This is a genomic window from Betaproteobacteria bacterium, from assembly GCA_016713305.1.
GTDB lineage: Bacteria > Pseudomonadota > Gammaproteobacteria > Burkholderiales.
The window spans coordinates 37,245-56,802 of record JADJPK010000033.1 but is presented as its reverse complement, the minus strand read 5'-3'; the positions used below and the strand labels follow the sequence as shown (position 1 = coordinate 56,802).

Sequence of the window (19,558 nt, the reverse complement as noted above, 5' to 3'; positions counted from 1 at the left end):
GCCTCGATGCCGAGTTCTCTCGCCTTGGTCCCTCCTCGGTCGTCCACTACGCCGGAGTCGATTCCCGCTTCGGCTTCGGATCCAGGAGGTTCGAGACGATGGGAACGAGATAGGGCGACCAAGGACTCCGGCCTCCAAATCTGGTCGTAATCCACGGCTTCGGATCACGTTGTCTCGACCCGGTTGTTGCCCAGTCGTGCACCACGGGCATCGACTGGCGACGACGCCGAGGGATCGCAACAGCACCGCGATCCCGCCGAGTCGGGCCAAGGCCGGTTCTGGGTCCCCGGGTTGGGGTGGAGTTCGCTTTCAGGAGAAGAAGCGGCGCGAGCGGCGCCCGGGGGCGCCCAGTGGTTCCATCGGAGGTGCCAGTTTCTGGCTTCCATAGTTTACGTCCCGTCCTGTCTCGTCGCCGTCCCGTCAGCGGGATAGGGGCGGTTCATCCGCGTCCGGTCCCCGTCCTGTCCCCGTCTCTGTCCGCGTCTTGTCCCGTGGGACAGCATTGGGACCGACCGCGCCCTGTCCCTCTCGTTCGGCGTCCTTTTTCGCGCGGTAGTCCGCCTTCCGTTTCCGTTCCTTGACGCGCTTGTCCCACGCCACAAGAGCCTGCTTGCAGAGGAAGGGGTGATACAGGCGACCGTCCGAACACTTCACGAAGTTCCGCAGGGCGATCTCGCGCAGCGGCTTCCAGGCCTTCTGCCGCTGCGCCGCCAAGCCGCGCCAGACGGCACAGCGCCTCGTCATCGTCGGGCAGCGAGCCTGCGTGCTTCGGGGTTCTATGCCGCCCACCACAACGGTCGTCTCTCGCTGTCGCCATGCGGCGTCGTTGTTGGTGGTGTTGAAGTCGGAACCGAAGAGGTGATGCCCCATCAGGGGCATGTATTCGAGGCCGCGGAGATCAACGTCCGCGGGGACTAGGGGCGGAGGCAGCGACTTGTTCGCCGGATCATGCGGCCGCCCCTCAATGGCCGAGGTATCGCAGCAGGCATCGCACAGCCACCGCAGCCTGGAGAGGTACGACGCTATTTCCGATTGCGCGTAGGGGTCGGCCCGGACATCGTCCACCACGTCGGCCAGCCCATCAACCAGCACACAAAGACCGGGTTCAACCGCCGGCGCAAGATCCGGTCGGTCGGCAACGATTCGCGCCCATCGGGGATCGTCGGGACCCGGTGCGAAAATCGCCCCCGCTCCGTCTGCCACATCCGCGCCGCTATCGCCAGCGGGTGCCCATGGGCGTTGCCGTTGTAGCTCCTCGCGATGTTCTTCCTGGCGACGCGCGAAGCTCTGCGGTGTCTCGCCGTCGTTGCTTTTGTCCGCAATCCGTGTCGGGCACACCGGACGATGAAGACGCGCTCCCGTTCATGGCGGCACCGACATCCGCAGCTCGCAGGCTCGTCCATGCGACACGGAACCCGAGGGGGCTAGGTCCGCGAGAACGGGACCCAGTCCCCAGAAGATCGCAGGCCGTGGACGTTTTCCCCAGGACGACGAAGCGGGGTCCCAGTACGCGAATGCCTGCGCAGATCTCCGGCCAGATCCAGCGCTCGTCCTCGATGCCCCTTTCGGGATCCGGCGACACGGCGCTGGCACGGAAGCCCGCAGAGACGACGTCCACCAGTCCACGGAAGCTTGCCCAGGAAGTCTGCGAGATCGCCTGCGAAAACCAGGCGCCGGCTCCAGGGGCCGCGTCTTCCATCCGCTCCAGGAGGAGGGCCGCGGCGCTGACTTCCCGCTCGACGTAGCCCAGAACACGCAGTCCGCCGAAGGCGATGTCAACGCCGAGAGATCGAGCATCCCGACGCCGCTGCACAGGCTGGAGAGTAGTCCGGAGGGCACGATCCACGTCACCCCGGTCTCCGGGACATATCGGGATCGATAGCGTTTCCCGCGATGCGGCCGAGGTACTCCTCGTGTACCTTGAGCGCGTGATCGATCCCAAGACAGCGAAGCTCGAGCAGCTTCCGCACGAACTCGGCAACGGGGAGCCCGCAGTCCGTTGCGGTTCGTCGTACCGCGTCCCCGAGTTCGCGCGACATCGGGATCGGGGCAAGGACCACCTTGTCCTCGCGAATCATCGTGGGGTCGGTTCGACCGGAGCGGGCCAGACGAGGGACGTCCGCCTCGGAGACCAACTCCAGGAAACCGCCGTCATCAAGCGATGCGGCACTCATGTGGCGCTCTCTATGTTGGTCTGTTCCGTGTTCCTGTCGGCGTGCTCCGATCCCCCTTCCGTGGAGGATTTCCAGGCACATGTGGATGACGAGATCGCCCGTGCTGAAGCCGATGCGTATCGCCGTCGGGCCGAGTGTTCGGCTCTCGAGATTGAGTTCCAGCACCATCCCGACGTGCTGGTCTGGACACGGCGCGAATGCGCTCAGATGACCGCAGCCGACCGCACCGTGCTGGCAGAGATCTACGCGCGGCTGCGGCGGTGAAATGAAACCGGACGCATCACCTCGCCGCCTCGCCGGTGCAATGCCCGGCAACTTCTGCAAGGAGCTCAGGCGCACGTCCTTCTGGCTGCCCCGGGCGATGCGGCGGATGGTGTCGTAAGCGAGACCGGTGTCGGCCGCCACTTCGCGGCTGCCGCTCGGCGGCAGTGCCCGGAGTTGGCTCCGAACGATCTCCAAAGAGGGGGTGATCTCGTGCATGACGGCATTTCAAGACATTTATGTCTCGCCGTCAAGTCACATATGTCCCGCCCGCAGCGATACGCTAGACAAATGTGTCCAATTCCATCCACCGATGCAGCGAAATCGCTGTCCGAAACGGCGGAACGCTTTCGGACAAACCTGCATGCACTGATCGCTCATCTCTGGCCCGATGCCGGCCAGGCACAGGCGGCGGCGAAGATGGGAATCCAGCAGCGGACCCTCGGTCGCTACCTGAACGGAGAATCCGTGCCGACCCTGGACATGGCGGAGGAACTGTTGCGGAAGTGCGGCGGGCTGGAACCATGGCAGCTGCTGGTCCCCCACTTTGATCCCCGCAATCCGCCGTCCATCGCTACTGCTACTGAACAGCCCAGGCTCTCGCGAAAGGCGAAGGTGACAGCGCATTCTTGTCAGATGGTTGCTGTTCTTGGTGCTGGCCGGGACCGGATCCGGCGCCGTGGCGCAAAGCGGAAATCAGGTGCTGAGTTGGTGCAAGATCTTCGTGGCGGCCAAGGGCGAGGCCTTCCAGGCCGGCCGTTGTGTCGGATTCATGGAGGGTGGCCGGCAAGGCTGGAGTTCGCAATCTCTTCTGCGATGAAGCTCGAGGGTACGGACAAGCCGTCGTTCTGCGTGCCGGATGGGGTCACCAACGGTCAGCTCGGACAGGTACTGATCCAATACTTCGAACGCCACCTTGCGGAATTGCATGAACCCGCCGTGGGCCTGTTTTCATCGGCGCTGGTCGAGGCGTTTCCCTGCCGATGATCGGCCGCCGCGCCTTCCTGCTGGCGCTTCTCCCCTGCACCGCCTGGGCGCGGTCACCCGCGGCTCGACGCCAGTTCCAGCGTCAACACCCCTGCCCTTCCACGGGCCGTCACTCCGGTGGCTGTCCCGGCTATGTGGTCGACCATGTCGTACCGCTGAAACGCGGAGGCCTCGATCATCCGGAAAATATGCAGTGGCAGACCAGAGAAGCAGCCAAAGAGAAGGACCGCTGGGAATAACGCCAGTCAGTCCCCGCCGTCTTACGGCATCGTTTCTCCTCCTCCCTTCCTCATCAGCAGGCGCATCGTCTCAATGCGTCGCGCGTCGTACTCTCCGGGCGAATCAGCCTCGGCGAGCAGCATCCAGCACGGCATTCGTAACGCATCGGCGATTCTGTAGAGATCGGACAAATCCATCTGGAGCGTCCCCTTCTCCCATCGGGACACCGTTGCCTGCGTGACGCCGCATAGCGTCGCCAGTTCGGCCTGAGACAGTCCCACGTGCGCGCGGTGCTTCTGCACCGCCGCACCCACCCGTTTCATTGGCACAGCTTGTTGGTCGCACCCATGACCCCCCCAAACGGTTCATTGAAACCCCCTGGTTTTGCGAATTTTTTGTGACTTCTGCACGGGTATTCGGTGCGTATTCGTGCCATTGCATAACGGCCGATTCCCTCATCTCTTTAGATTCAGTTAGTTAGAACATTCGCCCCGAAGGCCAGACATAAATGTCTTGACCGACGAGACATATGTGTCTTACTCTTTCTCCGTGGTCGCGACGTGCGGCCAGCCACGTGAAGGAGAAGCACATGGCAGCAACCGTAGTTCTGGAAATCGAAGTCAAGTCGATCTACGGGGTGAACAAGATCTACCCCGTCAATCAAGCCGCCAAGACCCTGGCGAACATCGCAGGCACGAAGACCCTCTCCGAGCAAGACATCATCGACGCGCAGTCCCTTGGGCTCGTCGTCGTGGAAGTCGCCGCGAGGAAGCTCGAGAAGGTCATCAACGTCCCCGAGGGAGGCGCGCTCTTCCTGGTCGGTGACTCCGCCTTCACCCGCAAGGAAATGGAGGAGGCGAACGCCGACGACCCTGATTTTCTGGCGTGGCTCGCTGCGGCCGCCGTGGGTGACGTCTGCCCCGGCGCGACGTACTGCAGGAGGGGGGCCTGAGCGATGTGGCGCGCCACCCTCGTCCGCGAAACCAACTTCCAGCACTGCCAGCGCGCGTACCGCACGTTGTGCGGGATGCCGCTGGACACCTACGCCACCGTCGCCGACTACCCCGATGCGGACCACTTGCCTGACGCCCCGTCGATTCCACCGGGTCGGCCGGCAGCCGGACCTACATCGACCGGGAGGCCCACCATCCGAAACCCTTGGTCCCATGACTACGGCATCGATCGCGCATACAGATCCGCTCCCATCGCTTGATCCTCCTCAGCAACGTGGCGAGAACGATCTGCACCGAACGAACTCTGGGCGCCCGTTGCGGCGGTCATCCTTCTACGGCGCCTACATCCTTCCTGTTCTCTGAGGGTTCTGGTCAGAGCGCAGTGATCGAACACGAAGGTCCGACCACGGGACCAACCTGACTGTCGCACTCCCTGTCGGTGCCTGCCGACATCGCTGCGATCGTTGGGCTTCACCCGACCGCACTCCATGTTCGCCAGGTCTACCTCGCCAAGAAGAACGGCGAGCCGGAGCCGTCGAAGCGAACTGGAAGAAACCGTTCCGTCGCGGGGAAGCTGATGGTTCGCGTGGCCCGCCCACGGCCATCGAGGACTTTCGACTTCCAGGTGATCGGCGTCAACCGCCGATTCACCCATCCGGATTGCCGCGAAGTCCGGAGATCGATTTCGAGACGGTGACCCCTGAGGGCGTCGAGATCAACAACGAGGTCAATCGGTTCACCACCCCAACAGGGACAGGGGCGAGGAAGGCAGACGATTCCGATCCACTACTAAAGCAGGTCCAGTATGCTCTCTGCATCACCAATCGTCCGCGTGACGGTGTGGGCACCGTTCGGCCTGGACGATCTGGTGCCGCGCACCGAGGATCGTGACGATGACGTCATCGCTGATTTCATGACTGCGGCGGAATCGTTCTGGAACGACCGCGTGCTCCGCAACGTGCCGCCACCGGTCAACCCGACGACCCGCCCGCCTGCACCTGCGCCGCAACGGTACCCAGTGCGTGAAGCCGACGGGAGACGCTGTTGGCGCTTTCCTTGAAAGCCTTGAAGGCCGCCCACAAGGTCAATGAAGACGCGATCGAGGATCTCGAGTTCCAGATCCAGGCCGCGATGTGCCGCGGACTCGGGCTGAACCCGGACCGACGATCCCACGGAAGACAGTCCTCCCCTCGTCAGCGGCGGGAAGACGCTGCTGACCTGGAAGCTGCCAGGGCGGGATGTCGTGCCGATGGGGCGACCTCCGCAAAGACCATCCCATCATCGCGGCCCCTACATCAACAGCTACGAACACCGCGTGATGCGGCTGAAGGAGAAGTGAAGTGAGCAACGTCGCCCAAGTTCAGCAGTTCCAACCCGGCCCGGTGATGGCGATGCAAACTCAATCCGGTCTCCGATCTCTCCACTGCGGCGCTGGTTCTGATCCCGTCGCCATGGGTCACATGATGAAGCTGGCGGAATTCATGGCCGGGGTCGTTGCACGCTGCCGAAGGAGTTCGTCGGCCTCGGGCGACTGCCTCGCCGTTGTCATGCAGGCGATGCAGTGGCGGATGAATCCGTATGCCGTGGCGCAGAAGACCTCTTCACTTCGGGGAAGATCGGCTACGAGCTGCAGCTCATCAATGCCGCGATCCTGACCCGGGTGCCATCGGGCGCACCGGCCTATGAATGGTACGGCTCCTGGGAACGCATCATCGGGAACTTCAAAGAACTCGACAGCAAGAAGCACCCCGGAGAAAAAGTACCGCGTTCCCGGCTGGAACCTCGCCGACGAGGGACGGCCTCGGCATCATCATCCGCGCCACCCTGCGGGGTGAGTCTGAGCCCCGCGAATTGAACCTGATGCTGAAGCAGGCTGGTGTTCGCAACAGCACCTGGGGGCGGACGATCTCGCCAGCAGTTGGCCTATCTCGCCATCAAGCGGTGGGCACGCCTGTACTGCCCCACGTCATCCTCGGCGCCTACTCGCCCGACGAACTGGAACAACCCGAACCTGTGGTCGGGGTCCGGCAGCACCATTGCGGGTACCGAGCCGAAACCGGAGAAGTCCACCGCAGACAAGGCCCGGGAGAAGATGGGCAAGTCTCGAACGAAGACCGCGCCCATCGAGGCCGAACCTGACGTCGACACCATCCTGCAAAGATCCAGGCTGCGACCGGCGGCAAGGAACTTCGATGCCGGCGCGTTGGCGATGCGGCTGACCTCTGAGCAGGACAAGGGAGAAGGTTCGCGCTGCGTACACGAAGCGGGCGAACGAGATCCGCATGGAGCGCGAGGCCGCCGAACGAAAAGCCGCAGCTGATGCGGCACCGGAACAGGCACGGGCACCGCAGCAGAGTGGACCCGCGCAGGCCGGACCAGACGACGAGTTCTCCGGCGTCAGCGACGACTGAGCTTCGGGCCGCTCCGTCTCCCTGTGGCGTGTCGGGACTTCTCCCGATCCGTCGCGGAGCGGCCCACCCTTACCGCAGAGAGATCCATGAAGATCCATATCGAGAACTCTCAGGTTGAAGCAGGTCGATGTCGACCTCGTCACACCGATCACGTTGGTCGCCGGCAGCAATGAATCCGGCAAGAGCAGCATCGACGCGATCCGACCAACTTTCTCGGCGAACCGGGGTATCCCGCAAGAAGGACTGGCACATGCTGGTCAACGACGCCGCGCAGAAGGGGCTGATCCAGCTTAGCGACGACGGCTGGCTGGCGCGGGTGTCGCTCCCCAGTGGTTCCATCAAGACCGACGGTCGAGTGCCGTCGGGTCATGCCCTCGTCTTCCTCCCCTTTACCCGTCCTACATCGAACTGCGTCACCCGACGAACGACGGAGATTTTTGTTCCAGGTCCTCGGCGTGTAGTCGCACGGCGAGGCCGTCATGGCGAAGCTGATCGCACGCGGTTGCGACCGCACCAAGGTCGGCCAGGCCGGCGGAAAGATCGCCGGTCTCGGCTACGTCGGTGGCCAATGACTTCGCCGCGGAACAGGCGTCGGGCGCGCGGCGCGTGGAAGGCTGTCACCGGCGAGAACTACGGCTCCGAGAAGGCAGAAACCTGGGTGCCCACGGTGCCGTCGGAACCGGCCATCAGCACCACCCCCGTGGGATTGCAGCAGCAGATCGACGCCGCCGAGGCGAAGAAGGCTGACCTGAACAAGCGCATCGGCGGTGTCGAGGCACAGGACGCGATCCGCACCGGCCACGCCACCCAGTTGGCCGAGGCGGAGCAGAAGGCGGCGACCCTGTCCCGCCACAAGACCGCGCTGGCGGAGACGGAGAGCCAGCTCGCGGATGCGAAGGCCTCCTCTGGAGTATTGGACGGCGAAGGCGACCGGCTCCGCGACGACTACCAAGCACTGGCCCTGCCCATCGTGCGGCACATTCTCGAGCACGGCACCGCCGACGGCGCTGATCGAGTACACTCCCGGTGGTCGTCGCCGATCCCCAGGCCCCCGCGAAGGTCACGAAATTCGAGGAGTCGGTGGCCATGCTGGAACGGGCCGTCGTGAACCGGCGCCGCGATGTCGCCGAGGCCGAGGCCGCAGTTCAGAAGGTCGCCGCATTGAAGGCGGCCGGTGCCGGTGATCCGGTCCTGGAAGGTGTCCTGGCGAAGATGCGGGAGGAGCAGGCGCTCCAGGAAGATCTGCTGCGCACTCTGCGCACCCAACAGCAACAACTGGATCTCGCGGAACAGGCAAGGGCAACCGCCATCGAGACCTGGCGACAAGGCCGCGGCCGCGCACGCCGACGTCAAGCAGTGGACTCAGATCCAGGAACTGTGCGCCCCAGTGGGCTGCCTGCCGAAGATCTCGCGGAGGTCCTGACCGCATCAACGACCGACTCACGCACACCACGATGCTCTCCGGCTGGAGCCACGTCATCGTGCGTGACGACATGGAGATCCTGGTCGGCGGGCGCCTGTACGGACTGTGTTCGGAATCGGCCCGGTTCCGCGCCGACGTTCTCTCGCCGAGGCGGTTTGCGACGCCACCGGCTTCCCGTTCCTGGTCCTGACCGCATCGACGTTCTGGTCGGCGAGGGTCGGATGCAGCTCTGCTGCTGCTGCACACCCTCCACAAGCAGGGCTCCCCGCCGGGACGCTTCTCCTCGGCGCCTTCAAGGCGGCGCTCACCGGATTGCCGTCCACCTTCACGGTGCACTGGCTCCAGGCCGGGGAGATCGTGGCGCCGACGAAAGAGAAGGTGGCGGCATGAAGGTCACCGGAACGTCTGAAAGGGGGTGCGCTGACCACCCGCCCATCCATCACTTCAAGGGGAACACCATGAGAGTCAACGTGTACGCGGAGGAGATGACCGACAAGATCGAGATCATCGCCAAGGAGATCAACGGACAGGAGTTCACGGGACTGCGGTTCTATCTCGAGCTGCCGGTCACGCACGGGCAGATGCAGATCTCCGGGCCGTTCATGCACGGCGCGGACGATAACGACTCGTCGGCCGTCACGTTCTGGGGCAAGCGGGACCTGCGCAACGTGCTGCGCAAGGCGTTGGCGGAGCTGGATGCGCACTACGGCGACGCGGGGGATGGGGCAGCATGAAGACCACCGAGAAGGAAGCGAAGACGAAGTGGTGCCCGTTCACCCGGGTGCTGTTGCCCGTTCATCAGTCCGGCAACCGCATCGGCACCTTCCACAAGCGGATCGCCGACGATGTGGATCGCAAGCACTACGAGGAGCAGGAGGCGGACTGCAAGTGCATCGGCTCCGGGTGCATGGCATGGCGATGGGAGGTGGCGCTGTCCTGCCGCGGTGCGCTTGCCGGACGAGTTGGCACAGGCATCGCCCGAAGTGGAGCCGCCGCGGCCAGGGAACTTTCCGGAATCCTGGCGGTGGAGCCCGTCGGGATCGGAAGTGGGCGAGGCGTGTTGGGTTGAGCCCATCGAGGAGGCCGGGGCGCGAACCCGCGGCTATTGCGGACTCGCATCCACGCCGGGGGTCTATTCATGAGAGCGCGGTCACGGGGACCCCCAGTCTGCCGCCCGAGCTGCAACAGGCCATGACGCACACCACGGACTGCACCTGCGCAGCCTGCATCAAGCTCACCGACATCGCGACAGAGCACCGCCACGACTGCAAGTGCGACATCTGCCTGCGGTGGTGGCAGGTCATGGGCCCGGAACCGGAGGACGACCTCTGACGATCAACGGGCGGTGACGTGCGGTACCCCTTGGCGGGTGGCTCTCAACGCCACTGGCACGCACCGCCCTCCCCTTTTCCAACCACCAAGGAGCACGCAGTGGAAAACATTCCAGCAACCCAAGATCACCGGCTATCGGCAGCTCAGCGAAGAGGAAGTTGCGTTGATGAACGAAGCCAAAGCGCTGGCCGAACAGTGCGGCGCCTTCGTCGAGAAGCTGCGCAAGTACGTCCCCAGCATCGACGCGCCGCACCCCACGTTGGCACCGGGCGGAACGCTCGACCAGCGCTGGATCAGCATCGGCGCGACTCGGTTGCAGCAAGGATTCATGGCGGTGACTAGGGGATCGCGCAACCGACCACCTTCTGACAAACCGAACCTACCAGAGAGGGCTGACCGTGTTACGACCGAGCGGTGACTGGATCGTCTGCACTCGACTTCTGCGAGCGCAGCGGACCCGTGACTGGACGGATCGCGCATCAGCACGGGGTAGAAGCATGGAGTGCGGAGGCTCGCGGGGGCGACCGCACAGCAGCGATGGGCGTGGAGCATCGCCCCGGCCCCGCGTACCGCCCTCACACGCGAGCAGTGCCCGACATAACCCCGGATCGTTCGCCAGATCCACGCCAGCAGTGACCTCCGGGGCGTTGGGTTCAAACCGTGAAGAGACATCATGACCACCGACATCAGCACTGGGGAAATGTTCGAGACCGACGGCTCGTCCGTCGTCGTCCGTCACATGATCGCCAAGATCAACGGCATCGTCCCAAGATCCTGTTCCCCTTCGTGGCGAAACAGGACATCCGGTACTACCTCAACGGGATCAACATCCGGCCCTTGATCGAGGGGGCGTGATGATCTCCGCCTCCGACGGTCACCGGCTCATCGTGGTCCGCGATCCCGAAGGATTCGTGGATCGAGAGATCATCGTCTCCGTCCTGAAGGACGGCCTCAAACAGGCACCGCGGACGGTGAGTTCATCGTGATGAGTGATGGCGCCTCGTGGTGGCAGTCCTCGACGGCTTCGCCGCTGTTCATACAGCCCGGGAACTCATTGATCGACGGCCAGTTCCCCGGTTCGAGGGCATCTTTCGGAACTCGCACCGCTACACGGAGGGAATCCGAGGCGCGTTCAACCGAGCTATCTCCGCGACGCCCTCGCCATCGACACCGGATCAAAAGACACCATCGATTCGATTCTGGACGAACCCCACGACGAGCATTCCCCGCTGATCTTCAAGGTCGACCAGGTCGCGGGCCTGGAAGCGGTGGGCGCCGTGATGTCCCTGCGAGGACAGGCGGACCGGATCCCGACATGGATCCCGATGCCGGGCGACTTCGAGTTGACCAGTGAACTGGACCCGGCGCCGCCGAAGAAGCCGGTGAAGGACACGCCGGTGAACACCGTCGGCAACAACGAGAGCCCGGAATGAACGCCGTGGCCTTGGTCGACTACGCCGAACCGATGTGTGATCTCCAGAACGCGGTCGATCCGTTGACCCGCGCCTTGAGTCTGCACCAGCTCGAGGAGGCAGACGAGATCGCGGCAGCCGCAGCCAGACACATCGCCCGGGTTCGCCACTACATCCGAGAAGCCAAAGGCCGGCCGCATTCCGCGCCGATACCCCTTCGTCGTCGACTCCGAGATAGAGGACTGATATGACCATTACTCGGTACCCACTGGCATGGCCCGCAGCTTGGCGGCGCACCCCTGCGTATCGCCGCATGCGGGCGACGTTCGGTCGCAAGGAAAGAAAGTCGGGGCAGTCCTGGGATTCACGCGTCAGGGTCACCGTGAACGACGCAACCACGAGAGTGCGCGAGGAGTTGAGGCGCCTCGGCGTTGTTCGTGACGACAACATCATCATCAGTACGAATGTCAGGCTGCGGCTCGATGGCCTGCCCCGCTCTGGTGAGCCGGAACCGAATGACCCCGGAGTAGCGGTGTACTGGGAGCGCTCCAACGAGCCGCCGCGCTGCATGGCCATCGATCTGTACGACCGTGTTGCCGACAACCTCGCCGCCGTCGCCGCGACTCTGTACGCAATGCGCGCCATCGAGAGGCACGGTGGCGCCGCCATTCTGGACGGTGCGTTCTCCGGCTTCGCTGCACTCCCTGCGCCGGGACATGCGGCGAGAAGTTGGCGCGAAGTCCTCGGCTTCACCGCAGGCCACACCATCACCCTTGACGATGCCCGCACCGCATATCGCCGACTGGCAACCGAGAACCACCCAGATCACGGCGGAGATCCGGACCGCATGGCGGAGATCAATCGTGCCTGGCAGCAGGCGCAGGAGGCGCTTTGATGAGCGCACCCGACTTTGAAGCCCTGCGCGCACAGCGCAATGCCGCGGTGTACGAGATCTTTAAGCGGTTCGCTGACGAGGAAGGTGTGCCTGTCGATGCACTGCGCACCACCTTCGACGCCAATGCCTGCTATTGCGCCTGCAGCAGTGGCGGTCCTTGCGAGCACACGTGGGACGGGCCGGTCTGGGTCGACGAGGACACCTGGACGGAGAGCGCGACCTGCTCCCGCTGCGGCTGCACCGCTATCGGCCACGACATCAGGGTCGGACCATGATCGCCTCTGACGCCTTGATCCTCTGGCTCGCCAACGGCGAGCGCGGCATCAGCAGCAACACAATGGTCACGCACCTGACCGGCATCAACGCCGTGGGCGATTCTTCACCGTCGCATCCGCGGGACCCCGCCGACCTCCGACGCTGTCGCTTGCTAATGGAACGGGTGCCAGAGATTGCCGAACGGTTCCCTCGCATGGCGTCGCACTCGCTTGAGTGGGCCGCTCTCGTAGCCCGATGGGACGCTCTGTGCCGAATGATGGACGAAGAGGCGCCAAAGTGGAGAGACGGCACCGGGTCTGCATCGCACACGTATGCGCTGATGAGCGAGGTCATTCGCGGAGCGCGGAGTCGGGATTCCTCACGATGAGAATGAACCCGCCTGTAGTGCCGCAAGGCTTTGTGAACGCGCCGGAGCGCGACGAACTGCTGACAGCACTGCGCCTGATTTAGCACGCCACGGCGCCGACGCACGATGACGACGCGCACCATGAGGCGGCGCATGAGATTGCGTCAGAGATTCTTGCGCGCGCTGACGCCGCCGAAGAATGCTGGAAGGAGACCGGACGATGAGCCTTGAAGAAGTGGCGATGGCCGCCGGTGAATTGCTGGAAGTCATGGCGAAGCAAAGCCCCCCGCCCCCCGTTGCTATGGCACAAGGGTCCACAGATTGCGAAGGCGCTCCGCGCCGCCCTGGCCGAGGCGGAGAAGGCGGAGCCGGTGCCGTGGCTGCGGCAGGGTCGCCCGAGCGTTTTGTTTCGTCCGCACCTCAGCATTGATGGCAATGAGTGGTGCGCCCTCTACGGTGACAACCTGCAAGACGGCGTCGCCGGCTTTGGCGACTCGCCCGAAGCCGCAATGCGGGACTTCGACCAAGCATGGGGCAAGAAACTGGGGGTCGGACGATGAGCGATACTCTTGGTGACCGCATGAAGTTGTACGAAGGCATGGAAGCTGGCCGGCGTCTGATGCCGCTGCTGCCGGCCCTGGCCCGCATAGACGGCCGCGCTTTCCACAGCTTCACGCGCGGCATGGATCGCCCCTTCGATGCACGCTTCTCGGCCTGCATGGTGGACACGACCTTGGCGCTGGTGCGGGACACCGGCGCTTGCATGGGCTACACGCAGAGCGACGAAATCACGCTTGCTTGGCACAGCCGCACGACGCAGAGCCAGATTTGGTTCGATGGCCGCGTAGCGAAGATGACCAGCCAGCTTGCCGCCCAGGCCACGCTGATCTTCTACCGCCTGGTACTGGATCGCATGCCCGAGTACGCCGTCCGGCTGCCGACCTTTGATGCCCGCGTGTGGAACGTACCGAGCCGGGCCGAGGGCGCAAACGTGTTTCTGTGGCGTGAGTGGGACGCCACCAAAAACAGCGTGAACATGGCCGCCTCGGCGTACTACAGCCACAAGGCTCTGATTGGCAGGAACAGTCCGCAGAAGCACGACATGCTTCTTGCCAAGGGCGTGAATTGGAACGACTACCCGCCGCTGTTTAAGCGCGGCGCCTACGTGCAGCGGCGCACCGTGGTCAAGCCTTTCAGCGCCGATGAACTGGACCGCCTGCCGCCGAAGCACGAGGCCCGCACGAACCCAGCGCTGGTGGTTGAGCGTTCGGTGTGCAGCGTGCTGGACATGCCGCCTCTGGGCTCGGTGACGAACCGCGAGGCTGTCATCTTCGATGGCGCACTGCCGGAGCTGGAGACGGCGCATCTGGACTCGGTAATCGCCTGTCTCGAAGACGACGCGGCGTTCCTTCGCAATCAGATCGCCGACAGCGAGATAGCCACCAACATGGAGAAGGCAGCAAAGCTGCTACGCGCGCCAAGGGGCGAGGATGAGCGCCGACGATCTGCTCTTACTCTGCCGAGAGGCAACGCAGTTGCTGACCCAGATCACGGCGCCGTGTAACGACGGCCACGACTGGGAGAGCGACGGCGGGCGGTCATGCCCGACCGGATGCGAGATGTGCTCGCAGACGGTGTACCGGTGTCGTCGGTGCGGAGCGTACGACTACGGGGACGACAAGAACGGCCCCGGAATGCTGGACTGCAAGAGAATTTGTGGCGAGAGCCTGACCGGGTGGCAGGAAGGGCGGATGGATTACGCCTTCTGGCACCGCGGCAGGGGGTGAGCATGGCTGAGAACACCAAGATCGAGTGGGCCGACATGACGTTCAACCCGTGGATCGGTTGCACGAGGGTGAGCCCAGGCTGCGACCACTGCTATGCCGAGGCGCATGCGTCGCGATTCGGAACAGCAGAGTGGGGGGCGGGGAAGCCGCGCCACCTCACCAGCGCGGCGAACTGGAAGCAGCCGTTGAAGTGGGACGCGCGGGCCGAGCGCGAGGGACGCCGCTTCCGCGTCTTCTGTTCGAGTTGGCCGATGTGTTCGACAACGAAGTGCCGACCGACTGGCGCCACGGCGTTTACGCGCTGGTGAGCGCACGCCACAGTTGGACTGGTTACTGTTGACGAAGCGGATCGGCAACGCCGGGCGATGCTGAACGACTACAACTTCTGGCGATGGGACGAGGCGCCGCTTCCGAACGTCTGGCTCGGTGCCACGGTGGTCAATCAGGCCGAGGCTGACCGCGACATCCCGAAGCTGCTTTCGATACCAGCCGCACGCAGGTTCTTGAGCATCGAGCCGATGCTCGGGCCAGTGGAACTGTCCAACGTTACCCGTCGATCTGATTGCGTGTCGGTGCTTGGGAGTCCCGCCATGCAAGGCATCGACTGGGTCATCGTCGGGGGCGAGAGCGGTCCGCACGCGAGGCCTATGCACCCGGACTGGGTGCGGTCACTGCGGGATCAGTGCGGCACCGCAGGCGTGCCGTTCTTCTTCAAACAGTGGGGCGAGTACACGTACCACTACGACCGGGACCACTACGACCCCGACTGGGAACGGTGCGACAAGGTTGCCATGTATCCCGGACGCTGGATCAACGCGGAAGGCGGGCACGGCTTCCATGGGAAACGGGTGCACTACGCGCACCGCGTCGGCAAGAAAGCCGCCGGCCGCCTGCTCGATGGCCGAACGTGGGACGAGGTGCCGGGGTAGCCGATGGTCGACGTGATCGAGATCGGTGACTGCCGAGACATCATGCAACGCTGGATCACCGATGGTGTCCGCGTGCAGATGTGCGTGACCTCGCCGCCGTACTGGGGGCTGCGCGACTACGGTGTCGCGGAGCAGATCGGGCTGGAGAGGACGTTCCCAGAGTTCGTCTCCAAGATGGTCGACGTGTTCCGCCTCGTGCGTGCACTTCTTGCTGACGATGGAACGCTGTGGCTGAACCTGGGAGACAGCTACGCAGGATCGTGGGGTGCGCAAGCACGGCAAGGCGCATCCGGAGAAATGGCGAGCAGATCAATCGTCTCGGCCCGGCAGACTGCGGCCGCACAGAAGCGCTCAGCCGGAACTGGCAACGTCGCCCGCGCCCGGGTGCAAGGCGAAGGACCTCATCGGCATCCCGTGGCGCACCGCCCTGGCTCTCCAGGACGACGGCTGGTGGTTGCGTCAGGACATCATCTGGTCGAAACCGAATCCGATGCCGGAGAGCGTGCGCGACCGCTGCACGAAGGCCCACGAGTACCTGTTTCTGATGAGCCGGAGTGATCGGTACTACTGGGACCACGACGCCATTCAGGAGCCATCAACGCCGGGCACCGACGAACGATACGAACGCGGGCGTTCGGACAATCATAAATGGGCGGATGGTGGGCCCGGTGGCCAGACCATCGCCAAGACCTTTGACCACATGAGCCGCAGCGGCAACAAGGAACGAAAGCCCGGATCAGCGCGAGGATGCCCGGAGGGATCGGGTTCTAACGTGTGCGGTTCGGTGCCATGGGAAGGATCGACCCGAAATCCGCGCTCGGTGTGGACCATCCCGACGCAACCCTACAAGGGCTCGCACTTCGCCACGTTCCCGGAGGCCCTGGTTGAGCGCTGCATCCTGGCCGGCAGCCGTCCCGGTGACGTGGTCTTCGATCCGTTCGTGGGATCCGGGGACCGTGGCCCGGGTGGCGCACCGCCTGGGACGACGCTACCTCGGCTGCGAACTCAATCCCAAGTACGCCTCCCTCCACCAGGGCAGGCTCGAAGGGCAGACCGCCGGAATTGGACTGTGAAAGATGAAGAAGGTCACGTCACACATCATTCAGACCCCTCCCCTCGCGGTCGACAAGAGGAACGCGGCCGCAGCTATCGGCGTCTCCGAGACGACGCTGGACCTGCTGGTGCGCTCCGGCGAACTTCCGCCGCCGAGGAAGCTCAGCGCGAATCGTGTCGGGTGGCTATGGCGTGAACTGCAGCAGTTCGTGGAGTCCAGGCCGGTCAGTGATCTGGCGCCTGGGCCGGGGCGGACAAAGTCTCAAGATGAGCCGACACCCGCCTGAGCCATTCCAGCCGCTCCACGTCGTAGCGATGCCTGTTGTACACCCCCACGATGCCGGGCTGAACATGCCCCAGGATCGCCTCGGCGATCTCGTTCGGGCATCCCAGCTGGGCGAGTAACGTCCGCCCGGTGCGCCGCAGATCGTGCGGCGTCCAGTCTGCGATCTCCAGGCGCGGTCGCTGCCAGTCCGGGTATTCCGTCGTCGTCGGTCGGTGCGCCCACACGGCGAGCGGGATGGCGTTCTGGCGGATGTGCTTCCCCTCTATCGGCGACGGAAACAGATAGGGCCCCGTCACCGCGGCGAGCCGACGTCGCACCACCGTCTCCGCCCTCCCCAACAACGGCACCCTGAGATCGTGCGCCGTGGCCACGTTGCGGGTTTTCAGGCGTTCGGCGGGAACGGTCCACCACAGCACGTCGCCCTCGCCCCGGATCTCGCTGCGGCGCATGCCGACAATCTCCGCGCCACGGCAGCAGGTCCACAGGTAGAGAATCAGCACGTCCGAAACATCGCGGGAGAAGTTGGGGATGAACGGGATCAGGATCCGCAGCTCGTCGGCGGACAGCACCCGCTTCGATTTCACCCGCTGACCGCGAACCTCGCGGCCACGGGACGGGAGCCCGGCCCGGTGCACCTGCCGCCACCAGTTCGGGACGTCCGGCGGCAACCGCCCGGAATCCAGCGCGCGGTCCCAGACGGCGGCCAGCAGTCGCTTCAGCCGGACCGCCTGGGCCGGGGCCTTCCTGATGCCCTCGATCAGGTCGAAGGCATCGGCACGATTGATGGTGGCGGCGGGACGGTCGAGGATGGGGCGGTATCGACGGCGAGCTGGCGCCGCATCTCGGTGAAGGTCCTGGGGTGACCCTGCCCTCGTGGGCATCGAGGAATTCCCGGATCGCGTCACGGACAAGATAGCGGTCGGAGTGACGGTCCGTGGCAGACTGGCGCCGTTCCTCCCGCTGCTCGAGCGCGGGATCGGTACCGGCGGTGCGGAGGGCCTGGACTCGCTCCCAGGCAGCCAGGGCGGCAGGCAAGCCCATGGCGGGCCAATGGCCGAGGCGTAGCTGGCGCATCCGTCCATCCACGGGGGAGCGGTAGCGGTACGTCCAGGTCCGTTTCGAAGCAGTGGCCACCAGCCGCAGCCCGGGGGCGCCGTCGATGGGGAGATGGTCGCCAGGCGCGAGCGCCTTCGCCTTCCTTGGATCGAACACAGGGAAAACCTACGCAGGTGAAAAAACCTACGCAGATCCTACGCCAAAAACCCGAGCGGGGACGGGTGCGGGCGGGTGCGGACGGATAGTTTCTGCGTAGGTTTCACTCTGCGGACGCTGATTCTCGAAGGTCAGATCCCGCCCATGCACAGATACTTCAGTTCGAGAAAGTCCTCGATCCCGTACTTCGAGCCTTCGCGGCCCAACCCGGACTGCTTGACGCCGCCGAAAGGGCCCACCTCATTGGAGATGATCCCGACGTTGATGCCCACAATGCCCGACTCGATGCCTTCGGCGATCCGCCACACGCGGCCCATGTCCCGGGCGTAGAAGTAGGACGCCAGGCCGAACTCGGTGTCGTTGGCCAGGGCCAGCGCCTCGGCCTCGGTCTTGAACTTGAACACCGGAGCCACGGGACCGAAGGTTTCTTCGCGCGCCACCTTCATCTCCGGCGTTACATTGGCGATCACTGTGGGTTCGTAGAAAAGCCCGCCCAAGGCGTGCCGCTGGCCGCCCACGATGACCTTGCCGCCCTTCTCCACCGCATCGGACACGTGTTCTTCCACCTTGGCGACCGCAGCCTCATCGATCAGGGGACCGGTCGTGACGCCTGCCTCGGCGCCATTGCCGACCTTGAGAGATGCTTTCACCTTGGCTGCAAGCTTTTCCACGAAGGCGTCGTACACGCCCTCCTGCACGATCAGCCGGTTGGCGCACACGCAGGTCTGTCCGGCATTGCGGTACTTCGACGCCATCGCGCCTTCCACCGCCGCGTCCAGATCGGCGTCGTCGAACACCAGGAACGGCGCGTTGCCTCCCAGCTCCAGCGACATCTTCTTGATGGTTTCGGCGCACTGGGCCATCAGCTTGCGTCCCACCTCGGTGGATCCGGTGAACGTGAGTTTGCGCACGATCGGGCTCGAGGTCATCTCGCCGCCGATCTCGGCGGAACTGCCCGTGACGACACTGAACACGCCCGCCGGAATGCCGGCGCGGTCCGCGAGTTCCGCCAGAGCCAGAGCCGAGAACGGCGTCTGCGTGGCCGGCTTCAGCACCATCACGCATCCGCCGCCAGAGCCGGACCGGCCTTGCGAGTGATCATGGCCGCCGGGAAATTCCAGGGAGTGATGGCTGCACACCTCCCACGGGCTGCTTCAGCACCACGATGCGTTTGTCGCCCTGGGGGTGCGGCATGACGTCGCCGTAGATCCGCTTGCCTTCTTCGGCGAACCATTCGATGAACGATGCCGCATAGACGATCTCGCCCTTGGCCTCTGCCAGTGGCTTGCCCTGCTCCGCTGTCATGATGGCGGCCAGGTCGTCCTGGTGGGCCATCATTAGGTCGAACCACTTGCGCAGGACCGCGGCCCGCTCCTTGCCTGTCTTCGCCCGCCATCCTCGCCAGGCCTTGTCGGCGGCCTCGATGGCTCGGCGCGTCTCGGCAGCGCCCATGCGGGGAATTGTGCCGAGCAGCGCGCCGTTGGCGGGGTTGACGACCGGGATGGTCGCGCCGGAATCCGCATCCACCCACCGGCCGTCCACGTAACACTGCTGACGCAGCAACGAAGGATCCTTCAACGCCAGTGTCTGGCGGGTCATAGG

General features: G+C 64.5%; 20 protein-coding genes and 5 pseudogenes. 20 read left to right on the top strand and 5 right to left on the bottom strand.

What is annotated here, in order from left to right:
* Positions 1–420: 420 nt before the first annotated feature.
* On the bottom strand, positions 421–1,338 hold the full coding sequence (locus IPK20_26210; protein MBK8019818.1) for a hypothetical protein: 918 nt from the start codon (positions 1,336–1,338) through the stop codon (positions 421–423).
* A 509-nt stretch (positions 1,339–1,847) separates the two neighbouring features.
* A complete protein-coding gene (locus IPK20_26205; GenBank protein ID MBK8019817.1) occupies positions 1,848–2,174 on the bottom strand; it encodes a hypothetical protein in 327 nt (108 codons plus the stop codon).
* A gap of 27 nt (positions 2,175–2,201) precedes the next feature.
* Between IPK20_26205 and IPK20_26200 the strand changes: the two genes are divergently transcribed.
* Both IPK20_26200 and IPK20_26195 read left to right on the top strand, forming a co-directional pair.
* Positions 2,202–2,438 (top strand): hypothetical protein, encoded by a 237-nt coding sequence (locus IPK20_26200; GenBank protein ID MBK8019816.1) that lies wholly within the window; start codon positions 2,202–2,204, stop codon positions 2,436–2,438.
* A gap of 288 nt (positions 2,439–2,726) precedes the next feature.
* Entirely contained in the window at positions 2,727–3,422 is a 696-nt protein-coding gene (locus IPK20_26195) for a helix-turn-helix domain-containing protein (protein ID MBK8019815.1), read from the top strand.
* A 260-nt stretch (positions 3,423–3,682) separates the two neighbouring features.
* On the opposite strand, the gene IPK20_26190 is transcribed toward IPK20_26195, so the two are convergent.
* Positions 3,683–3,943 carry a helix-turn-helix transcriptional regulator gene (locus tag IPK20_26190; GenBank protein ID MBK8019814.1) on the bottom strand — a complete coding sequence of 87 codons (261 nt, stop codon included), beginning with the start codon at positions 3,941–3,943 and terminating at the stop codon, positions 3,683–3,685.
* Positions 3,944–4,215: 272 nt separating this feature from the next.
* Between IPK20_26190 and IPK20_26185 the strand changes: the two genes are divergently transcribed.
* The 18 genes and pseudogenes from IPK20_26185 to IPK20_26100 all read left to right on the top strand — a co-directional run bounded on the left by IPK20_26185 (position 4,216) and on the right by IPK20_26100 (position 16,745).
* Entirely contained in the window at positions 4,216–4,593 is a 378-nt protein-coding gene (locus IPK20_26185; GenBank protein MBK8019813.1) for a hypothetical protein, read from the top strand.
* Between the two features lie 1,341 nt (positions 4,594–5,934).
* On the top strand, positions 5,935–6,249 hold the full coding sequence (locus IPK20_26180) for a hypothetical protein (protein ID MBK8019812.1): 315 nt from the start codon (positions 5,935–5,937) through the stop codon (positions 6,247–6,249).
* 221 nt (positions 6,250–6,470) lie between these two features.
* The gene (locus IPK20_26175) at positions 6,471–6,914 is read left to right on the top strand and encodes a hypothetical protein (protein ID MBK8019811.1); all 444 of its coding nucleotides are present in this window, start codon (positions 6,471–6,473) and stop codon (positions 6,912–6,914) included.
* Between the two features lie 791 nt (positions 6,915–7,705).
* On the top strand, positions 7,706–8,113 hold the full coding sequence (locus tag IPK20_26170; GenBank protein ID MBK8019810.1) for a hypothetical protein: 408 nt from the start codon (positions 7,706–7,708) through the stop codon (positions 8,111–8,113).
* A 346-nt stretch (positions 8,114–8,459) separates the two neighbouring features.
* Positions 8,460–8,618 (top strand): hypothetical protein, encoded by a 159-nt coding sequence (locus IPK20_26165; GenBank protein MBK8019809.1) that lies wholly within the window; start codon positions 8,460–8,462, stop codon positions 8,616–8,618.
* Positions 8,619–8,886: 268 nt separating this feature from the next.
* A complete protein-coding gene (locus IPK20_26160) occupies positions 8,887–9,162 on the top strand; it encodes a hypothetical protein (GenBank protein MBK8019808.1) in 276 nt (91 codons plus the stop codon).
* Positions 9,159–9,497, top strand: a complete 339-nt coding sequence (locus IPK20_26155) for a hypothetical protein (GenBank protein MBK8019807.1) — start codon at positions 9,159–9,161, stop codon at positions 9,495–9,497. Before IPK20_26160 ends, IPK20_26155 begins: the two co-directional genes overlap by 4 nt.
* 122 nt (positions 9,498–9,619) lie before the next feature.
* A complete protein-coding gene (locus IPK20_26150; GenBank protein ID MBK8019806.1) occupies positions 9,620–9,760 on the top strand; it encodes a hypothetical protein in 141 nt (46 codons plus the stop codon).
* Between the two features lie 124 nt (positions 9,761–9,884).
* Positions 9,885–10,129 (top strand): annotated as a pseudogene (locus IPK20_26145) (hypothetical protein).
* Positions 10,130–11,037: 908 nt separating this feature from the next.
* On the top strand, positions 11,038–11,193 hold the full coding sequence (locus IPK20_26140) for a hypothetical protein (GenBank protein MBK8019805.1): 156 nt from the start codon (positions 11,038–11,040) through the stop codon (positions 11,191–11,193).
* Positions 11,190–11,423, top strand: coding sequence for a hypothetical protein (locus IPK20_26135; GenBank protein MBK8019804.1), 234 nt, complete (start codon positions 11,190–11,192; stop codon positions 11,421–11,423). Before IPK20_26140 ends, IPK20_26135 begins: the two co-directional genes overlap by 4 nt.
* Positions 11,420–12,067, top strand: a complete 648-nt coding sequence (locus tag IPK20_26130; GenBank protein ID MBK8019803.1) for a J domain-containing protein — start codon at positions 11,420–11,422, stop codon at positions 12,065–12,067. Before IPK20_26135 ends, IPK20_26130 begins: the two co-directional genes overlap by 4 nt.
* A complete protein-coding gene (locus tag IPK20_26125; GenBank protein ID MBK8019802.1) occupies positions 12,067–12,342 on the top strand; it encodes a hypothetical protein in 276 nt (91 codons plus the stop codon). Before IPK20_26130 ends, IPK20_26125 begins: the two co-directional genes overlap by 1 nt.
* Before the next feature lie 643 nt (positions 12,343–12,985).
* Entirely contained in the window at positions 12,986–13,249 is a 264-nt protein-coding gene (locus tag IPK20_26120; GenBank protein MBK8019801.1) for a hypothetical protein, read from the top strand.
* Positions 13,246–14,253 carry a tRNA(His) guanylyltransferase Thg1 family protein gene (locus IPK20_26115; protein ID MBK8019800.1) on the top strand — a complete coding sequence of 336 codons (1,008 nt, stop codon included), beginning with the start codon at positions 13,246–13,248 and terminating at the stop codon, positions 14,251–14,253. The genes IPK20_26120 and IPK20_26115 overlap by 4 nt, the downstream gene beginning before the upstream one ends.
* 225 nt (positions 14,254–14,478) lie before the next feature.
* Positions 14,479–15,405: pseudogene (locus IPK20_26110) on the top strand (phage Gp37/Gp68 family protein).
* Between the two features lie 3 nt (positions 15,406–15,408).
* Positions 15,409–16,478 (top strand): annotated as a pseudogene (locus IPK20_26105) (site-specific DNA-methyltransferase).
* Between the two features lie 3 nt (positions 16,479–16,481).
* A complete protein-coding gene (locus tag IPK20_26100) occupies positions 16,482–16,745 on the top strand; it encodes an AlpA family phage regulatory protein (GenBank protein ID MBK8019799.1) in 264 nt (87 codons plus the stop codon).
* On the opposite strand, the pseudogene IPK20_26095 reads toward IPK20_26100, so the two are convergent.
* A pseudogene (locus tag IPK20_26095) lies at positions 16,684–17,956 on the bottom strand (integrase family protein). The gene IPK20_26100 and the pseudogene IPK20_26095 sit on opposite strands and share 62 nt — an antisense overlap.
* Positions 17,957–18,087: 131 nt before the next feature.
* Positions 18,088–19,555, bottom strand: a pseudogene (gabD, locus tag IPK20_26090) (NADP-dependent succinate-semialdehyde dehydrogenase).
* Positions 19,556–19,558: the final 3 nt, after the last annotated feature.

What these genes read in the sequence shown, in the direction of transcription:
- IPK20_26205 (MBK8019817.1), bottom strand. Translation starts at nt 2,174, where the DNA reads ATGAGTGCCGCATCGCTTGATGACGGCGGTTTCCTGGAGTTGGTCTCC.
- IPK20_26135 (MBK8019804.1), top strand. Translation starts at nt 11,190, where the DNA reads ATGAACGCCGTGGCCTTGGTCGACTACGCCGAACCGATGTGTGATCTC.
- IPK20_26125 (MBK8019802.1), top strand. Translation starts at nt 12,067, where the DNA reads ATGAGCGCACCCGACTTTGAAGCCCTGCGCGCACAGCGCAATGCCGCG.
- IPK20_26155 (MBK8019807.1), top strand. Translation starts at nt 9,159, where the DNA reads ATGAAGACCACCGAGAAGGAAGCGAAGACGAAGTGGTGCCCGTTCACC.
- IPK20_26195 (MBK8019815.1), top strand. Translation starts at nt 2,727, where the DNA reads ATGTGTCCAATTCCATCCACCGATGCAGCGAAATCGCTGTCCGAAACG.
- IPK20_26150 (MBK8019806.1), top strand. Translation starts at nt 9,620, where the DNA reads ATGACGCACACCACGGACTGCACCTGCGCAGCCTGCATCAAGCTCACC.
- IPK20_26165 (MBK8019809.1), top strand. Translation starts at nt 8,460, where the DNA reads ATGCTCTCCGGCTGGAGCCACGTCATCGTGCGTGACGACATGGAGATC.
- IPK20_26115 (MBK8019800.1), top strand. Translation starts at nt 13,246, where the DNA reads ATGAGCGATACTCTTGGTGACCGCATGAAGTTGTACGAAGGCATGGAA.
- IPK20_26130 (MBK8019803.1), top strand. Translation starts at nt 11,420, where the DNA reads ATGACCATTACTCGGTACCCACTGGCATGGCCCGCAGCTTGGCGGCGC.
- IPK20_26100 (MBK8019799.1), top strand. Translation starts at nt 16,482, where the DNA reads ATGAAGAAGGTCACGTCACACATCATTCAGACCCCTCCCCTCGCGGTC.
- IPK20_26160 (MBK8019808.1), top strand. Translation starts at nt 8,887, where the DNA reads ATGAGAGTCAACGTGTACGCGGAGGAGATGACCGACAAGATCGAGATC.